The organism is Nocardioides sp. WJ219, from assembly GCF_058559815.1.
In genome coordinates, this window is sequence record NZ_JBZUJV010000003.1 from 274,191 (window position 1) to 292,090 (window position 17,900).

Here is a 17,900-nt window from a genome sequence, read left to right on the forward strand (position 1 = left end):
AGTCGAGACCCCCGCAGGGTCCCGCCCACGGCGACCGACGGTGGTCGAGGAGGCCGGCCACGGCCGTCTCGAGACCCCCGCAGGGTGCCTCCCCTCGCCGGGTCTCGATCGGGCTCGTTGGCGCTCGCCCGGCTCGACCAGCGCGGGTCGCCGACGGTGGTTGAGGAGGTTGCGCTAGCAACCGTCTCGAAACCACCGCAGGGTGCGCACCTCGCCGGGTCTCGACCCGGGCTCGCTGGACCGCTCGCCCGCCTCGACCAGCGCGGGTCGCGGCGTCGTACGACCGCTGTGCGACGACCCCCGGCTCAGGGGAGGCGCAGGCCGTGCTCGGCGACCCGGGCGAGGACGGCCTCGCCGGGGGCCGGCTCGGCGAAGAGCCTGCCCTGGGCGAGGTGGAGGCCGGCCTCGCGGACGACGGTCAGCTCGGTCTCGGTCTCGACCCCCTCGGCGACGGCGGTGCGGTCGAGGTCGGTCAGCATGCTCGCCACGTGACCGAGGACGGTGCGGCCGGCGGGGGAGGAGGACTCGGCGACGACGGCGCGGTCGACCTTGACCCACTTCCAGTCCCAGCTGGTCAGCAGCGCCAGGGCCGAGTAGCCGGCGCCGAAGTCGTCGATGGCCAACCCGATGTCCGCGGCGGCCAGCTCGTCGGCCACGCTGCGCTGCGCCGGCGTCCAGCGCGACACGTGCCGCTCGGACATCTCGAGCACCAGGTCGACGTCGGTGTCGCGCATCCGCTCGGGCAGCGAGCGCAGCAGCCGGCTGTCGGCGCGCAGCTGCTCGAACTCGACGTTGATGCTCAGCGCGACCCGCCGCCCGAGCCGGCCGGCCACTGCGCCGAGGACGGCCAGCGACTGCTCGAGGACCACCTCGGTGAGCTCGTCGAGCAGCTGCAGCTTGGCGGCGGCGCCGACCAGCACCATCGGCGACACGGGACCGAACTCGAGGTGGCGGCCGCGCACCAGGGCCTCGAACCCGATCGCCTCGCCGGCCCGCAGGTCGACGATCGGCTGGAAGGCGACCTCGACGCGGCCCTGCTCGAGCATGTCGCGCAGCACCGTGCGGTCGTCGTACCACCGCGGGGGCAGGGCCTCGGGACGGCGGGAGCGCTTCTGCTGGCGCATCCGGCGCTCGGCGGTGCGCAGCAGCACCTCCGGGTCGTCGGTGCCGGCGATCGACAGCGTCTCGCCGATGCTGACCTCGATCGACACCACGTTGTCGCCGACCTGGATCGGCTGTCGCAGCAGCGCGTGCAGGTCGTGGACCAGGCGCTCGAGGTGGTCGACGTCGTCGAGGTGGCGGACGACGACCGCGAACTCGTCGCCGCCCATCCGGGCCGAGAAGGAGCCGGCCGGGAAGAGGTCGGAGCGGAGCCGGGAGCCGATCTCGCGCAGCACCTCGTCGGCGTCGAGGTGACCGAGGTGCTCGTTGAGGCGCTTCATCCGGTCGATGTCGAGGAACAGCACCGCGAGCGTCTCGTTGACCCGGTTCTCCATCACCGCCTGGAGCAGCTCGCGGAAGTGGTTGTGGTGCCACAGGCCCGTCAGGTCGTCGGCGTGGGCCGCGCGCCGCAGCCGGGCCTCGCGCCGCGCGGCGTGCCGCGACGCGGTGGCCATCGTGCTCAGCGCCGCGAGGGTACGACGGTCCAGACCGCTGAACGGCTCGTCGCCCGCCGGACGCCGCGCGACGAGGAAGCGCTGGTCGCCGAAGAGCAGGCTCACGTGGGGCGGCCCCGCCGGCCGCGCGCTGACCGCGACGTCGCCACGGACCGCGCGCTCGGCGTAGGCGACGAGCCAGGCCTCGATGTGGTCCTCGGGCCAGGGCATCTCGATCGCGGCGTCGGTGAGGACCTCGATCAGCGCGCGGTCGCTGGTGGTCACCCGCTGCCCGACCGCCGGTCGCCGGCGTCGGCGAGGTCGACGACGACCGGCGCGTGGTCGGACGCACCCGATCCGGCTCGCTCGTCGCGGTCGATGAACGCCCCGGTGACCCGGTCGGCGAAGGACGCCGACCCGAGCACGAAGTCGATCCGCATGCCGCGGTTGCGCTCGAACCGCTGCCGGTAGTAGTCCCAGTAGGTGAAGACCTGCGGGCCGGGCGCGTGGGGCCGCACCACGTCGGCGTACCCGGACTCGACGAAGGCTGCGAACGCCGCTCGCTCGGGGGCGGTCACGTGGGTGGAGTCGGCGTAGGCGGCGATGTCGTAGACGTCGTCGTCCTGGGGCGCGATGTTCCAGTCGCCGACCAGCGCGGTCGGGGTGCCTGTCCAGCCGGCCGCGGCCTCGTGCAGCCGGGCCAGCCAGTCGAGCTTGTAGACGTAGTGGGGGTCGCCGACCTTGCGCCCGTTGGGCACGTACAGCGACCACACCCGTACGCCGCCGCACGTGGCCCCGATCGCGCGCGCCTCCGCGGCAGCCGGCTCGCCCCAGGTCGGCATGCCCGGGAAGCCGACCTCGACGTCGTCGATGCCGACCCGGCTGATGATCGCCACGCCGTTCCACTGGCTGTAGCCGGCGGCGGCGACCTCGTAGCCGAGCGACTGCAGGCCCATCAGCGGCAGCTGGTCCTCGCGCGCCTTGGTCTCCTGCACCGCCAGGACGTCGACGTCGTGGCGCTGGAGGAAGGCCTCGACGCGGTCGATGCGCGCACGCAGGGAGTTGACGTTCCAGGTGGCCAGCCGCACCGCTTCACCCTATGTCGGGGCGGCCAACGGGACCCTGCGTGGTCCCGCCCCGCGGGTCAGGTGTACGGCGTCAGCAGCTGCTCGACCGGGGCGACCGGCGTCCCGATCTCGCGCATCCGGGTCGTGTAGCCGCGGTAGGCGCGGCGCACCTCGCCGTGACGGCGGGCGTCGTGGAGCGCGGAGATCAGGTGGTGCCAGGACGGCTCGTCGTACGGGTCGTCGGCGATCAGTCCGACCAGCCATGGGATCGCCCGCTGCTGCTGCCCGCGGGAGATCAGGGCCAGCGCCAGCTCGCGCTTGACCTCGAGCGCCAGCGACAGCAGCTCGTCGCGCACGTCGACGGTGAAGTCGCTGTAGGGGTCGTCCTCGAGGTAGTGGCCGGTGTACATCGCGGCGGCCCGCTCGAGCTCCTCGACGTCGCCGTGCCCGTCGCCGTGCCCGCCGTCGCGGCGCTCGCCGGACCGGAGCGCCTTGAGCGCCGCCGTCGCGGTCTGGGTGAACACGACCGCGTCGATCTCGACGTGGTCGGTGTCGAGCCGCACGGCCTCGCGGTCGGCGCACAGGAAGTGGTCGGACGGCTGCGCCTTGCCGGGGTCGAGCACGGAGCGCAGCGTCGAGAGCACCACCGAGAGCCGGTTGCCGCTCCCGTCGGAGTCGGGCCACAGGTGCTCGGCGAGCGCGTCGCGGGTGATCGGGCGGCCCCGCTTGCCGGCGAGGATCTTGAGGGCGTCGCGCGACTTGCGCGACTGCCAGGCCGACGCCGGCACGGGCTCGCCGTCGCACAGCACGGCGAACGCGCCGAGCGTGCGGATGGCGACCCGGGCCCGGTCGGCCGTCCCGAGGGCCTGCAGGGGACCGGCGATCCGGGTGGCGTCGTCGCGCACACCGAGCGCACGCAGGCGGCGGCGTGCCGACTGCTCCTGCACGGTGTCGTTGGTCGCGCGGGCGCGCAGGACCTCGTTGGTCGCCAGTCCGACGGCGTTGGCGGTGCTGCGCCACAGGGTCCCGGCCTCGTCGAGCAGGTCGACCGCGCGGGGACCCGACAGCAGCAGCGACTGCAGCTCGAGGGCCTCGGCGAGACCGCGCGAGTCGTGCCGGCGTCCGGCCTCGCGGACCGCGAGCCGGGAGAACTCCCCGGCCGCGTCGAGGTCCTTGGTGGCCAGGCACACCCACCCCGCCGCGAGCAGCGGGTCGACCTGGCCGACGGCCGCCGGCTGGTCGAGGGCGCGCTTGACCAGGCCCTGGGCCTCGTCGACGTCGTCGACGACGAGCGCGCGGGCGAGCCCGGACAGCGCCGGCACCGCGACCTGGGCGTTGCCGGTGCGCTCGGCGATGACCAGCGCCTCGCGGTAGGCCAGGGCGGCCTGGGTGGCGTTGCCGCACAGCCGGTTGGCGTCGCCGATGCCCACCACGGCCAGGCCGAGCAGGGGGCTCTCGGACGACCGGGTCAGGTGGCGGGCGAGGTGCAGCTCGGCCAGGCACTCCTCGACCCGACCCAGCCCGAGCAGCGAGTCGGAGCGGGTGACCAGGCTCAGCGCCCGCACCGGGGGCGGCGCGGAGACCGACTCGGCCAGCGCGATCGCCCGGTCGAGGTGGGGGAGGGCCTCGGTGTAGCGGCCCTCGGCGTTGCAGCGGGACCCGAGGTTGTTGTGGATCCGTGCCTGGGTGAGCACGTCGCCGGCCCGCTCGGCGGCGGCCAGCCCCTTCTCGTACGCCGTGAGGTTGGCGTCGAGGTCGCCCTCGAGGACGCACACCAGCGCCTGGCACACCCACGCCGCAGCCACCGCGGCGTCGTCGCCGCAGCCCTGGGCCGCCGCGAGCGCGGCGTCGGCGGCCCGGCGGCTCGCCGAGGCGTCCCCTGTCGCCCAGAGCGAGGAGGCCTTGCTGGAGAGCAGGTACGCCGTGTCGACCGGGTCGGCCGCGCCGGCGTCGTCGCCGGTGACGGCCCGGTCGTAGACCGCGAGCGCGTCGGCGAAGCTGCCGGCCTGGTGCAGCGCGTAGCCGTAGCGCCACGCGAGCGAGACGGGCAGCGGACCTCCGTCGGGGGCGACCAGCGCCGCGGCCTGCTCGAGCAGCGCGACCTCCCCCGGGCGGAGCGTCTCGTCGGTGTCGCCGGTGACGATGGCGCGCACCGCTGCCGCGTCACGGTCGGCGACCGCCCGCTCGAGCGCGCTGCTCGTCATGGCCCTCCCCCGGTACCAGGTGCGGATGGGGCGTGACGCCCCGGTCCAGGGTAAGGGAGTCGGGCGGTGTGGGAAGTGGCTCGCGCCACCGCTTCCTCAGGTCGTCGGCGGCGGGCCGCCGGTCGCCGGGTCGTCGCCGGGTCGGTCCGCGCCGAGCCCCGCCCGTAGACTCGCGGCCCGTGGCTCTCACCATCGGCATCGTCGGCCTGCCCAACGCCGGCAAGTCCACCCTCTTCAACGCCCTGACCAAGAACGACGTGCTGGCGGCGAACTACCCGTTCGCCACCATCGAGCCCAACGTCGGGGTGGTCGGCGTACCGGACGACCGGCTCCCGCGGCTGGCCGAGATCTACGGCTCGGCCAAGGTGCTGCCGGCCACGGTCGAGTTCGTCGACATCGCCGGCATCGTGCGCGGCGCCTCCGAGGGCGAGGGCCTGGGCAACAAGTTCCTCGCCCACATCCGCGAGTCGGCGGCGATCTGCCAGGTGACCCGCGTCTTCCGCGACGAGGACGTCACCCACGTCGACGGCGAGGTCAACCCCGGCAACGACATCTCCACCATCCAGACCGAGCTGATCCTGGCCGACCTGCAGACCGTCGAGAAGGCGATCCCGCGGCTGGAGAAGGAGGCCCGCGGCAACAAGGCGGTCACCGCCAACCTCGACGCCGCCAAGGAGGCCCTCGGCCACCTCGAGGCCGGTACGCCGATCACCGCCACCTCCGTCGACCGCACCCTGATCCGCGAGCTGTCGCTGCTGACCGCCAAGCCGTTCATCTACGTCTTCAACTGCGACGCCGACGAGCTCGCCGACGACGAGCTCAAGGCCCGCATGCAGGAGCTCGTGGCGCCGTCCGAGGCGATCTTCCTCGACGCGAAGTTCGAGGCCGAGCTCGTCGATCTCGGCGACGACGACGAGGCCCGCGAGATGCTGGCCGAGATGGGCGTCGACGAGCCCGGCCTGGAGACCCTCGCGCGCGTCGGCTTCGACACCCTCGGCCTGCAGACCTACCTCACCGCCGGCCCCAAGGAGACCCGGGCCTGGACGATCAGGAAGGGCGCCACCGCCCCCGAGGCCGCCGGCGTCATCCACACCGACTTCCAGAAGGGCTTCATCAAGGCCGAGATCGTCTCCTTCGACGACCTCGTCGAGCACGGGTCGCTGCTCAAGGCCCGCGAGTCCGGCCGGGTGCGTATGGAGGGCAAGGACTACGTGATGGCCGACGGTGACGTCGTGGAGTTCCGCTTCAACGTGTAAAGCCGCAGGTCAGAGGCCATTTATGGTCGATCTGCCCTCACAGTGCCCTCAGTAGAACGGTTGACTTCAACAACTAAAGACGCGGCCGCTTCGCGCACCCGGTCCTCGGCCGAGGGCCACAGGTGCGCGTACGTCGTCAGCGTCGTCGTCGACTTCGCGTGCCCGAGCGCGCGCTGCACGGCCACCACGTCACAACCCGAAGCGATCAGGCCTGATGCGTAGAAGTGCCGAAGATCGTGCAGCCGCACCCCCTCGACGCCGGCCCGCTTCAGCGTCGTGCGCCACCGGTGCCCGACGGTGTTCTGGTGCGGCGGCACGTCCTCGACGCCGGAGAAGAGCCACTCGTTGGCCAGGCCGAGCGCGACGTGCTCGGACAGCATCTCGAGCAGCGCGTCCGGGACGGCGACGGTGCGCTCGGAGTTGTACTTCGGCAGCCGGATCTCGACGGTGCCGGCGCCGAGGCGCTGAACCTGACGGCGGACGTGCAGCTGTCGACGCAGGAAGTCGACGTCGCCGACCTTGAGCGCTGCTGCCTCGCCGAGCCGGAGGCCGGCGAAGGCGCACAGGGCGACGAACGCCCGGAACCTCGGGTCGGCGGCCTCGAGGATGTCGCGCACGACCTCAGGTGAGGGGATCTCCATGGCCGCCTCGCGCTTGCGCTGCCGCGGGAGTCGTACCCCGAGGGTCGGGTCGACGGCGATCATCCCGTCGCGCACCGCGGCTTTGAAGACCGTCCGGACGTTGACGAACCTGGTCTTGATCGTGCCGGGCGCCAGCGGTCGTGGCCGGTCCTTCGTCGCGACCGTCATCGACTTCACCCAGGCCTCGACGTGGCTCACCTTGATCTGGCGCAGGTCGATGTCGCCGAACGTTGCCGACCGGGCCGCGAGCGACATGGCCTTGCGGGTGCCGTCGGTCCAGACCTGGTTCTGCTCCCACGCCTCGAAGTAGCGCAGGAACGACACCTTTCCGGCCTGCGGATCGACCCACCGGCCGCGGTCGAAGGCGTCGAGCTGCTGACGGCGCCAGCGGACCGCGTCCGTCTGCCTAGCGAAGGACTGCTCGTGCTGGCGACCCGTCTCCGGGTGGCGGTAGCGCGCCCGCCAACGCTCGCCTCGACGCTGGATTCCCTCGGACATGGCTACTCCTCGTCGAACCGGTGCCGACGCCGGGCATCGCTCGCCGTCGTCGGACTGTCCAGGGTAGGCGCGGGCACGGACGGCTGCACCAGGTCGCGGAGTCGGGCCGCCTCGCGGACCGTGAGCCCGCAGGCCGCAGCTGCCTCCCGGGCCGGCGGCCACCCCAACGCCTTGATGTCGGCGAGCAGCCGGCCGACCTTGGCGTCGAGCTCGCCGACCAGGACCTCGCGCTGCGCGAGCACGTCGAGGACCTGGGCGACCAGCCGCTCCGCCTCCCGCTCCCGGTCACGCCGGGCTCGGGCCGGACCTGTCCTGCCCTCCGCCCGGTCGCGCCGTGCCCGCTGCCGCTGCTGCTGCTGCCGGCTCACCTGCCTCCCCACCTCAGCTGGGTGTGTGTCCTGCGCTGGAAGCGCTCGACCTCAGACTGCACGCTGTTCCACCTGGCGTCGGTGAGCAGCCCAGCCTCGAAGCGCTCGCGGAGGTCACGAAGCACCCGCCGACAGGCCGCGGGGGAGTCCAGGACGGCGCGCACGTGCTCGTCGAGCGAGACCGCCACCGGCACGTGCTCGACCGCGATGGCCCCATTCGCTGCGGCTCGGCGCTCCTCGGATGCCGCCCGGCGGCACGCCTGCGAACACCACCGCCGCGGTCGCCCAGGTTTGCGCGGGTGCGGCTCGTAGAACGACGTCCCACACCGCGGGCAGGTCTCCTCGAGGATCATGTCTCGTTCGCCAGCCCGAGCGTCCACTGAATGACGGTCGCCGCGTGCCAGCGGAGGTGCTTGCCGACCCGGAACCCGCGCGGGCCGTAGCCGGTGGTGCGCCACCCGTAGATGGTTTGCTTGGGCACGCCGAGGTAGCTGGCGACCTGGTCGATGTCCCAGAGCTCCTGGAACTCCATCGGCTGGCTCGGCCGATCTGCAGGGAGTGGCGGCGGGGTCCGCCGGGTCTGCTGCCGCTTCGGCGGCGCGAGCGGCTGCGGCAGGGCGGGAAACAGGGCCTGCTGGTCGTGTTGTCCGTGCTGAGTCATGTCATCGCATCCTTGGTCGCATCGTCTGTCCCGTCGTCCCCGAAGACAGCGACTCAGCGTCCTGTGGTTTGAGGGACGCTGAGCGCCGAGAACGGTCGCCCAGGACGCTTCTGTTGTGCTCCGCGGGCATTGCCCACTCACTTGGGATAAGGCGCCGACGGGGCTCCTGGCGATCACCGATTGGCAGAAACTCTCGATGCCTCTGGTCACCTAGGTGACGGCGCTGCCCGGGAGCGATCAATGCACGGCGAACTCATGAGAATTGGAAGCTCTCCGTTCACGGGTCGGCGCGGGAAGGACTTGGAGCGCGAGTCGTTGCGGTGACGGCGTACGGCGTGGCTGCGCCGACGGACGTCCCCCCGCCGGCGCCGGCTGACCTCGGGAACGCTCAGGCCGTTACGTCCGACGAATCCGGACCGAGAATGCAAGAGGTGTGTAGGTCATGGCGCAGTTGCGTTCCTGGGCGCCGCAGGAACGAGCGCCATCCGGGGCAGCGCATGGAGGGATGGACTGACTGACGGCCGTTGCATGCGTGCCGCAGGTTGCCGGTTGTTGCGGGCGAAACTCGCTCGGACCTGCTGTGCCGGCTTTCTGAAGTCTTCGGCCGCGTCGCCCTGGACCGCATCTCGATCAGTCCGGAGGTTGTGCGCGGTCGTCCTGCTGTGCGGAGCTCGGAAGCGCGTCCCGGGGCGTCCCATCTTTGCTCGCTGAAGGTGCCGACGAGGCGGAGGTCCTCGAGGACTGCCGTGCCTGACTTGAGGGGACATCAGGGCTGCCTCGCATGCGCGGCGTCCGAGCCAACTACGCCGTCGTTGTCTCGTGCCCCCGGAGTCGGTCCTGCAGCCGCACCCGATTACGGGTTAGCGGTACGCCCTCCCGCGAGACGGGAGCATCCTGGCGAGGACCTTGTCCGCATGGCCGCCACCGTCCACGAGGCGCCGGCAACGGCGTGAGGGGCGCTCGGTCAGCACCCGACGAGCGGGCCTGCGCCGCTCCGCCGCTGACGTCCCATGGCCCAACAAGACGCAGGGGAGCTTGACCGGTAGCCCCGGCACCTGATTTCTGACGATGATCGCTGCCAGAGACGAATCCTATGATGCCTGCACCGACACGGCTGGGCTCACGACTTCGACGTCGCGGTTGGGGTTCGTCGTCCCAGTCCGGCACAATGACACCGAGGTGAGTAAGGGTTGGTTCAGCGTGACTTCGACCGGCTGCGCAGCTGGGACGGCGACCAGGCCCGCGCGTTCGAGGAACTCACCTACCAGCTGCTAAAGGATGACGCTCCGCCCGGCTCGACGGTCATCCGGACTGGGAACCCCGACGGGGGCGTCGAGTGGTACGCCGTTGACGCCACCGGCACCGAGGTCGGATGGCAGGCCAAGCACATCGAGGGCATCGACGCGCTGCTGAGTGCGATGACCGCCTCGGTGCAACGTGTGGCCCTCGAGCGGCCGCAGCTGCGAGAACTCACGTTTGTCATCTCGCAGAACCTCGCCACCGGCACCAGCGGTGGCAAACGGAAGTCACAACGGCAGAAGTACGACGACAAGGTCGCTACATGGAAGCGTGATGTTCCCGGCGCCGACGTCATTGAGGTATCGCTCGTCCAAGGGAGCGACGTCCTCGAACGTCTCTCGCGCCCCGACCACCGCGGCCGCGAGTGGTTCTGGTTCGACCAGATGGTGCTCGGCCCCGGCTGGCTGACGGCCAATTTCGAGGAGCAGGCCGACACCGCCTCGCAGAAGTACCGGCCCGACCTGCAAGTCGATCTCCCGATCCAAGATGACCTGATCGCACTCGGGTTCGGCGCCTCGGCGTTGGATCGTCTCGAAGGACTGGCGAAGGCGGTGGTCTCGGCGGCCGCCGACGTCCACCTGCGAACCACCGGGCTCGGGCCGGCGCACGCGAATCTGTGCCGCGGCGCGTCTACCTCGGTCGGTGCGGTACGTGAACTTCTCGACGACCTCACGCCGACCACCGACACATGGCCGGCCAAGCAGGTCGAACTGCTCGCCGCGCTGGCCAACGCCCAGCAACAGCTGATCAACCTCGACGACTACGAGCGACGACTGCGAGACGAGTGGCGGCGCGAGCCCGCCAAGCCCGCGGAGCCAGCCGAGCCCACCGAGCCCACCGAGCCCGCGGAGCCAGCCGAGCTCATCGAGCCCACCGAGCCCACCGAGCCCACCGAGACCACCGAGACCACCGAGACCACCGAGGGGGACCTCGGGCCTGGGCTTAGCGCCGAGGAGCCGCCGTCGCACTCCTACGTCATCCGGGAGGTCCTCAACACTGCCCAAGAGCTCATGACGTGGCTCGAGCGGGGCCCTGGCCGCCTGCTGGCCGGTGGGCCGTACCTTCTGACCGGAGTTGCTGGCTCGGGGAAGACGCACCTGCTGCTCGACGCGACCAAGCGCGCACTCGAAACCGGCCGACAGGCGGTATTCTTGGGCGGAGCCCGTTTCGGGTCCGGCGATCTGTGGGCGAGCATCGCCGATCAGCTCGGCCTGCCGGCCCGCGGCGCCGACGAACTGCTGCGGGCGATGGACGCCGCCGGGCAGGCCGCAGCACTCGAAGGACGCCGGTTCCTCATCCTGATCGACGCGCTCAACGACACCGTCCCCCCGGAGTTCTGGGCCACCCACCTGCCGGCCTTGCGCGCCAAGGTCGCGCCGTACGCCCACGTGGCCCTAGCCGTCTCATGCCGCGACACCTACCTTCCGGTCGTGGCGGACGCGGCCGAACAAGGCGAGTACGTCAAGCGCGCCCACCCGGGGTTTGCGGAACGCGAGGTCGAGGCGACTGGCCGCTACTTCGCGCACTACGGCCTTGACGCGCCTACCCTCCCGCTGCTGCTCCCGGAGTTCACGACCCCGCTGTTCCTGCGGTTGTACTGCGAGAGCCTCGCTGAGGTTCCACCCGACCAGCGGCCGACAGGCCATCAAGGTCGGGTCGCGATCTTCGAGCGATACCTGGAAGCCAAATTGGGCACGGTCGCGCGCAGGTGGGTCACCGGCGCCACGTCGGCCTATGAGGCACAGCGCGTGACACGCGGCGTCCGCGCCGGCCTCGACGCACTGCTGGAGAAGATGATCGAGACGCGCACCGAGGCGCTCGAGCTCTCGGTCGCCGAGGAAGCGCTCGGTCCAGCCGCCTCGGGCGTCGGAGCATCAGGTCCCGGCGGTGGCCGAGTACGCCTGCTGGGCCTGCTCCAAGAAGAAGGGGTGCTCACTCAAGAACGTACGTTCCTAGGCGAGGGCCACATGGGCGATGCGGTCCGCGTGACGTTCCAGGCGTTCAGCGACCACCTGCTGCTGGCGCGTCGGGTCGAATCCTCAGCCGACCCGGTCAACGATCTCCGGCTGCGGCAGTGGCTTCGCGCGGCCACCTGGTACGGAGTGCTCGAGGCAGCGGCGGTGTTCTTCCCTGAACGCTACGGCGTCGAGCTCCCCGACCTTCTCCGGTCCCGTGCCGACGACCCGACGGACGACCCGACCGACGACCCGACCGATGCAGGAGGTGACGATGCGCCCGACAACGAGCCCCGTGCCGGCGCCGAGGACGCGGCGGAGATGTCCGAGTGGCTCGCCGATGAGGTGCTACGGATGGTGGTCCGCACCCTGCCGCACCGAGACGCGGACTCGATCACCGACCGCACCCTGACTCTGCTCAACCAAGCCCAACAGATTCTCGACCCCCGAGAACTGTTCGGCGTCTTGGCGGCGCTCGCGCCGCAGCCCGACAACAAACTCAACGGCGACCTGCTGCATCGACACCTGGCCCGGATGCCGATGCCGCGGCGCGACGAGCACTTCGGGTTCGCGACCTACAGCGCGCTTGAGGACGGCTACGAGCCCTTCGCCCGGCTGGCGCGCTGGGCCGCCGCTGGCCCTTACCCCAGCTACGACGACGTTGTCGTCGAGCTCGCGTGCCTCCCGTTGTGCTGGCTGTTCAGTTCCCCCAACCGGTACCAGCGGGACTGGGTCACCAAAGCTCTCGTGCAGCTGCTGCACGGTCACCTCGACGTCACCTACGCGCTGGTGCGCCGCTTCTGGCCGGTGAACGACCCCTACGTCGTTCAACGAGTGATCGCGGTCGCCTACGGTGCGCTGCTACGCGGCGGTGAGGACAACCCCGCCGCGGCCGCCCGCCTGGCAGGCAAGGTGCACGACCTGGTGTTCACCGCACCGGTGCGACCCGATGAGCTCCTCCTCGACTCCGCGCGCGGAATCGTCCGGTGGGCGGTCAACCGCGACCTGCTACCCCCGGCCGCGCTCGAAGCTGCGGCACGCCCCTACGGACTGACAGCACCGGGGAACCCACCATTGGAGGAGACGCTGCGCGCGCGGTACGGCCGCCATGACGGCGAACCCGCCCAGGCCGGCTACACCTCGATCTTCTACTCGATCTTCGGGCTCGGCGACTTCGGCCGCTACGTCGTGGAGCCCGGGGTTCGCCACTTCTCCCGATACCGCACCGGAACGACGCGGCCGGCACGGCATCGACGCGAACCCCGAGTCATCAGGGGCCGCTGGAAGGCGTTCTTGCGTACCCTCGACGCGGCCCAACGGGACCGGTACGCAGCCGCTATCACCGAGTCGGGGTCTCCGACCCCGTTCGCGCACGGCTACGGGCCTGATCTCGAGCTTACTGCCGAGCAACGGGCGCTGCTGCGGTCCGCGCTCCGGTATCCGCCGATGATCGATGACGGTTACCCCGCCGAGCGGGCACGCCGCTGGATCTTCCAGCGAACGGTCTCGCTCGGATGGACCCCACAGCTGTTCGGCACCGAGGACCGCTACCTCGGCCGGGGCCGCAGCGGTCGCGAAGCGCACAAAGCGGAACGCTGGGGGAAGAAGTACCAGTGGATCGCGTTCCACGAGCTCTTGGCGCGCGTCGCTGACCACTACCAGAGTTCACGCCGCTACGACGACTCCGAGAACTACGAGGGCCTGCACCAGATGATCGGTCGGCGCGAGCTCGACCCGAGTCTGGCGCCGGTGCCGTTCGAGGCGTTCAATGACCGCACCCCGGTCAACGGCGGCGGGTGGGCACCATCCCCAGTCCGGTTCAGCGGATGGCCGATCGATGGTGTCGAGTTCGCCCGCTACCGCGGGCAGGTGTCCGCCTTCGTCGCTGACCGTGCGTCCGAGCCGACGCCGGCGTCGTCGCTGTGGGTGGATGACGAACACGGAGACCGGTGGGTGGTACTCGACGGGTGGGTGCGTCACAACGACCCGCGCGAGCCGAAGAGCTGGCGCGGTCTCCAGCAGCGAGTTCACGCGAACGGGGTGTTCGCTCGCGCCGAGCAAGCCTCCGACCTCCTGAACCACCTCAGCACAGCGGCGGCGCATCAGCAGCTCGACGACGGCGCCGACTCCCGCGGTCACATCGACTGTTGCTTCGCCGGTGAGATCGGCCGTACGGGCGCGCCGGCCTGCTACCACCGTCACGACCAACTGGTGTCGGTCCAGGTCGGGCAGGACTGGTTCGACGTCGCGGTTCCGGTCGAGCTGTACACGTGGGAGGGGTCGCTGCTCGACTGCTCGATCGAGGACTCCGCGACCGCGGCGCTTCCGTCCGCGTTCGTGCAAGACCGCGCCGAGCTGCGGTTCGACATTCATGGCCCGAGCTGGGTGGGGCGGGATGATCGCGTGGCGCTCACGTACCTCGAGTCACCCGGGGTTGACGGCCGGGCGCTGGCGGTGCGGGCGTCGTTCCTTGCCGACTTCCTGCGCGAGCGTGACCTGGTGTTCGTGGCGTTGCACAGCTTCGAGCGCAGCGAGCTCAAGGTGGACTACCCCCGCGACGAACCGCACCCGTGGGTGCAGGTCTCGACCGCTGCCGTGCTCGACGCCGACCTCAACCTGCGCGCCGGACAAGCCCACCGGGACGGCCAAGCGCCGCCGGATACGACGGACCGCGTAACCGGCCAAGACCCGCCTGACGCCTGACGCCTGACGAGCGTGGGCGTGGGACAGAGGTGGGGGCGGTGCTGGCGGTAGTGGTTGGGCCGAGGCTGCTGATCCCACCCCTACCGCCGACGAGTGCACACTGGCTCGCCCGTCACCCAGGGCCCTGGGGTCCGGGGGCGGCGTTGAGGTCAGCGGCCAAGACGAGATCGTCATTGATCTTGATTCCCAGCGCCACCAGCAGCCGTAGTGCAATCACGTACGCGTGGGCGTGCACTCGGTCGTCCTCGCCGTCGGCCTGTGACCCGTGCAAGTACCGGTTGCGCAGGTCGGGCCCGTTACTGAACTCAGACTGATTGAGAAAATAGTTGAAGTACCTCGACTCGGCCCGGGTGAGCAGCGAGGACGCGCGACGGACCCACCCGCGTTGCACCATCTCGTCGATCGCAGCTCGTGCAGCGGGCCGGTAACGGTGGTAGTTGCCTGCCTCGTACTCGTTCAACTCTCGCAGCATCCGGAACTGAGCGGGGTCGGTGAAGGTGATTCGTTCGTCGGTCACGGTGACGATCTGGTGGGTCACTAGCGCATCCAGTCCGGGCCGCTGGTAGGCGTGAAAGTCGCAGTGGGTCACGGTGTGCTCGACGAGCAGGGTTGCAAACGTTTCCGCTTTCAGTCGTGGGCTGATGTAGGACAAGCTCGACTGATCCGAGAACAGTAAGAACATGATCGTGGCGATGTCGTCGTGGTCGCTTACGTACACGTACTTGCCCGGGATCAGGCTCGGGACGTTGCCGTAGATCAGGTGCTCGGAGGTCATCGACAGCAGATCAAGGTCGAGTTCACCGTCCTCGACGTAGAGCGTGAACTGTTTGAGGACGCTCTCCATCTCCGAGAACAGGTGGCGAGTCTTCTCCAGGTACGTCGCGGTCGTGCTCGAGGGACGGAACTTGAAGTTCGCTGCGCCGAACTCCTCGGTGAGGTAGCGGGTGAAGAACCACGAGATGACGTCTTCGATCTCAATGTCTTGGGTGCGCAGGAAGTCACGGTATGCGAGCGTTTGGACGAACGAGGCGCGGTCGTGGAACTCGAACGCCGTCCCGGTGCGGTAGTCCTTGCGGCCGGAGGCACCGAGGGTTCGCTCCAACACCCCGAGTTGAGCGGTGTAGGCCGGCAACGTCAGCACCATCCGCGAGTTCGTAAACTCGAACAAGTAGATGAAGTTATTCAGCACCGAAGGCTCATCGAGGCTGTCCATCAGCCACACCCGGCTGTACGACAGCTTCGAGACCATGCCATCGAGAGTGGCCACGACGGCGTCGCGCTGGTCGTCTGCGATGCGGACCTCGCACCCGGTACGAAGCGCTTCGTTGGTCTCGAATTGTGCAGCGATGGCTGTGTCGTAGGCCCGCTTGGCTCGCAGTTTGAGGCGAGCGTTGATCCCGGTGTTGCGATCCACGCGAGCTGTCGCGATCAGGTGAACGTAGTTCAGGTTCGCGTTCTGGTCGTCGACGTAGGCGCCTAGCAAGGTTTTCACGTCGTCCGGGGTGAGGCTCACCGGAAGATGGACCGAGCCGTTCGCGTCAGCGAGGAGGTGTTTGGTGACGATGTGCTCGGCGTTGCGCGGGTCGGTAAGCATCAAGGCGCGGACGTCGTTGTCGTAGGCGCGAACGAGCCCCCGGCAGCCGAGGAGGTCGCCGCATGCGAGGCCGGCGGCGGTCAACGCCCCGAGGGCCGCCTCCGCGGTGCAGCGCTCGAAGGCTCCGCCTCGGTCGAGGAGGTTGAGCAGGTCTCCGTGGTATAGGTAGTCGATGGCCGCTACGCGGTCAGCGAACGTGTCATCGGTGATGGCGCCGAAGTAGGTGCCGACCGCTCGTTTGACGTCGCGGACGCGTGCTCGTGCGCTCGCCTTCTCCGCCTCGGTGGCGTTCGTTGGGTACACGTCCCGGTCGATGAACTGCGCGGCATGGTGCAGCTCAATCAGGTCGTTCACATCGGTGGCGTCGAGGCTCTGGTGGCGGGGCTCGAACGCAACTACCAGGCCGAGGGCCTTATCGAGCTCGTGAGAGGAGGCGTAGCTGTCGAGTCCGTAGAATCGCAACCGAGTGCGATCCACATCCAACTCAAGGGTCTCTTCGGGCGCGACCTCCGGCGCTACGTCAGGGGCGGTCTCGGGCGCCGGCTCGACTTCGCGCGCGGATGCCGCAACGGGCTCGGGCATCGGCTGGGGGTGATTGGGGCGGGGTGTAGTCACATGTGTCCTCCGGAGAGCGGGAGCAAGATCTGTGATGGTCAAGCGGGAGCATCAACTGGTCTCTGGAACGGTGATCGCACCGACCGGCTGTGAACCGCGCCGTCGGACTCAACTGTCGGAGTCATCGTCGAGCCCCACGATGCCCCAAAGCTAAGTGCTCGGCATTGTTGCCTCGGCATGGAGCGCGCCAATCGCGGCGCCCCGATAAGCTTGGAGGTTGGCGGAGGAGCCTTGACCCGCTAGCCCCCGACGTGTCGATTGCGGCGCTTGCGTTCTCGTAGGCGCTTCGATGCGGTAGCCCGCTGCGCAACTGGAGCGTCATAAATCGGGTCGGCGACCTTCGTCCACGAGCCACGCTCATGCAGCTTATACCGATCCCATGGAAACGCTTCACGACGCGAGACCTCGCGAGCTAGAAAACTCGTAAGTTGGAAGAACCAGAGACCGAGGACTCCACGTTCATTCGTTGGCTGGTACGCAACCCCTGCCGCAGGGATAAGAATCCCACGATTCAGCACAACCAGACGATCTAAATGCTGGACCGGCAATCCCACGTCGGTCGCGCATCCACGAAATCTCTTCACCTCCGACGCCGGCCAGGTCGTGGCGACGAGATCGGTGTCGTATGCGAACAGCGTCGCGAAGATGCGAGGTACCTTATCTTCGGCGTTAGAGCCGCCTCGGCGCGCGACCGCCCATGGAGCATCCCAAGGTCGCACGGTCCGGAGTTTGACCATTCCAGCGGTGGCCTTCGCTGTTTCTCCCTTGGTCAGTCTCGACTTAACCTCAATGGTTGCTAGGACCGCCTCGGCGGGCACGATTGCTACATCATCGCTCGTGACGAGTGGCCGAGTATTCGCCCCGTCGAGAATCAGAATGTCGACTTGGCCGGACTGCTTACCTGCCGCATCGATCACTTCTCCGGAGACAACTGAGTAGCGACTAGGCAACTGGTCCCGAAGGAACGTAGTCAGCCGATGCTCGCGAACGTCCCAACGATCGCCCATCTGTCGAAACTTCTCGGCCTTTGCGAAAGCAGCCCAGAGCTCCAACTCGCTTGCGGCCATGAGTTCGTGAGCCGTCCGATTTCCTGGAACGTTTGTCACCGGACGATTATCACAGAGGACCCCAGCAAGGTCACAAGTTTCTTCGACTTGCCGAGCGCGGTCCTTCCGTCGTTGCCCGCTCGTGCCTGAACGCTCGTCGCATCGAATCCCGACGACCACTGTGGCGCCACCGGATACTCCGCGCATGCCGTGGCGGAGCCGTTGTCGATCCGCGTCATGCCGCCAGAAAGGTGTACCCGCTAATCCGCGAGTTGGACGCCGACGGTGTCCCCGTCGCCGTGACGTGCCGGTGCTCAAGATCGCCCGCTAGCCCGACGAACGCGGAGGCCAGCATGCGGTCGGCCCGGACGGCGACGAAGTCTCCGCAGGGGAGAGAC

At 69.4% G+C, this 17,900-nt stretch carries 10 protein-coding genes; 2 read left to right on the forward strand and 8 right to left on the reverse strand.

Going from position 1 to position 17,900, the window contains the following annotated elements; all coding sequences use genetic code 11:
• Window positions 1-305 precede the first annotated feature (305 nt).
• The 3 genes from AC4MBH_RS09200 to AC4MBH_RS09210 are packed head-to-tail and all read right to left on the reverse strand — an operon-like array spanning window position 306 to window position 4,866.
• Window positions 306-1,880, reverse strand: coding sequence for an EAL domain-containing protein (locus AC4MBH_RS09200; protein ID WP_491794549.1), 1,575 nt, complete (start codon window positions 1,878-1,880; stop codon window positions 306-308).
• On the reverse strand, window positions 1,877-2,683 hold the full coding sequence (locus AC4MBH_RS09205) for an exodeoxyribonuclease III (RefSeq protein ID WP_491794550.1): 807 nt from the start codon (window positions 2,681-2,683) through the stop codon (window positions 1,877-1,879). Before AC4MBH_RS09205 ends, AC4MBH_RS09200 begins: the two co-directional genes overlap by 4 nt.
• 56 nt (window positions 2,684-2,739) lie before the next feature.
• A complete protein-coding gene (locus AC4MBH_RS09210; RefSeq protein ID WP_491794551.1) occupies window positions 2,740-4,866 on the reverse strand; it encodes an AfsR/SARP family transcriptional regulator in 2,127 nt (708 codons plus the stop codon).
• A 179-nt stretch (window positions 4,867-5,045) separates the two neighbouring features.
• Between AC4MBH_RS09210 and ychF the strand changes: the two genes are divergently transcribed.
• Window positions 5,046-6,122 (forward strand): redox-regulated ATPase YchF, encoded by a 1,077-nt coding sequence (ychF, locus tag AC4MBH_RS09215; RefSeq protein ID WP_491794552.1) that lies wholly within the window; start codon window positions 5,046-5,048, stop codon window positions 6,120-6,122.
• Between the two features lie 20 nt (window positions 6,123-6,142).
• On the opposite strand, the gene AC4MBH_RS09220 is transcribed toward ychF, so the two are convergent.
• The 3 genes from AC4MBH_RS09220 to AC4MBH_RS09230 all read right to left on the reverse strand — a co-directional run bounded on the left by AC4MBH_RS09220 (window position 6,143) and on the right by AC4MBH_RS09230 (window position 8,290).
• The gene (locus tag AC4MBH_RS09220) at window positions 6,143-7,261 is read right to left on the reverse strand and encodes a tyrosine-type recombinase/integrase (protein WP_491794553.1); all 1,119 of its coding nucleotides are present in this window, start codon (window positions 7,259-7,261) and stop codon (window positions 6,143-6,145) included.
• A 2-nt stretch (window positions 7,262-7,263) separates the two neighbouring features.
• Entirely contained in the window at window positions 7,264-7,629 is a 366-nt protein-coding gene (locus AC4MBH_RS09225) for a hypothetical protein (RefSeq protein WP_491794554.1), read from the reverse strand.
• A 349-nt stretch (window positions 7,630-7,978) separates the two neighbouring features.
• Window positions 7,979-8,290, reverse strand: coding sequence for a helix-turn-helix transcriptional regulator (locus AC4MBH_RS09230; protein WP_491794555.1), 312 nt, complete (start codon window positions 8,288-8,290; stop codon window positions 7,979-7,981).
• Window positions 8,291-9,480: 1,190 nt separating this feature from the next.
• Between AC4MBH_RS09230 and AC4MBH_RS09235 the strand changes: the two genes are divergently transcribed.
• Window positions 9,481-14,247 (forward strand): NACHT domain-containing protein, encoded by a 4,767-nt coding sequence (locus tag AC4MBH_RS09235; protein ID WP_491794556.1) that lies wholly within the window; start codon window positions 9,481-9,483, stop codon window positions 14,245-14,247.
• 112 nt (window positions 14,248-14,359) lie between these two features.
• Here the strand turns inward: AC4MBH_RS09235 and AC4MBH_RS09240 are convergent, their stop codons facing one another.
• Together AC4MBH_RS09240 and AC4MBH_RS09245 are read right to left on the reverse strand one after the other, a co-directional pair.
• Window positions 14,360-16,423: a hypothetical protein gene (locus tag AC4MBH_RS09240; RefSeq protein ID WP_491794557.1), complete on the reverse strand. Its 2,064-nt coding sequence runs from the start codon at window positions 16,421-16,423 to the stop codon at window positions 14,360-14,362.
• A 272-nt stretch (window positions 16,424-16,695) separates the two neighbouring features.
• Window positions 16,696-17,562, reverse strand: coding sequence for a DUF6602 domain-containing protein (locus AC4MBH_RS09245; RefSeq protein WP_491794558.1), 867 nt, complete (start codon window positions 17,560-17,562; stop codon window positions 16,696-16,698).
• Window positions 17,563-17,900: the final 338 nt, after the last annotated feature.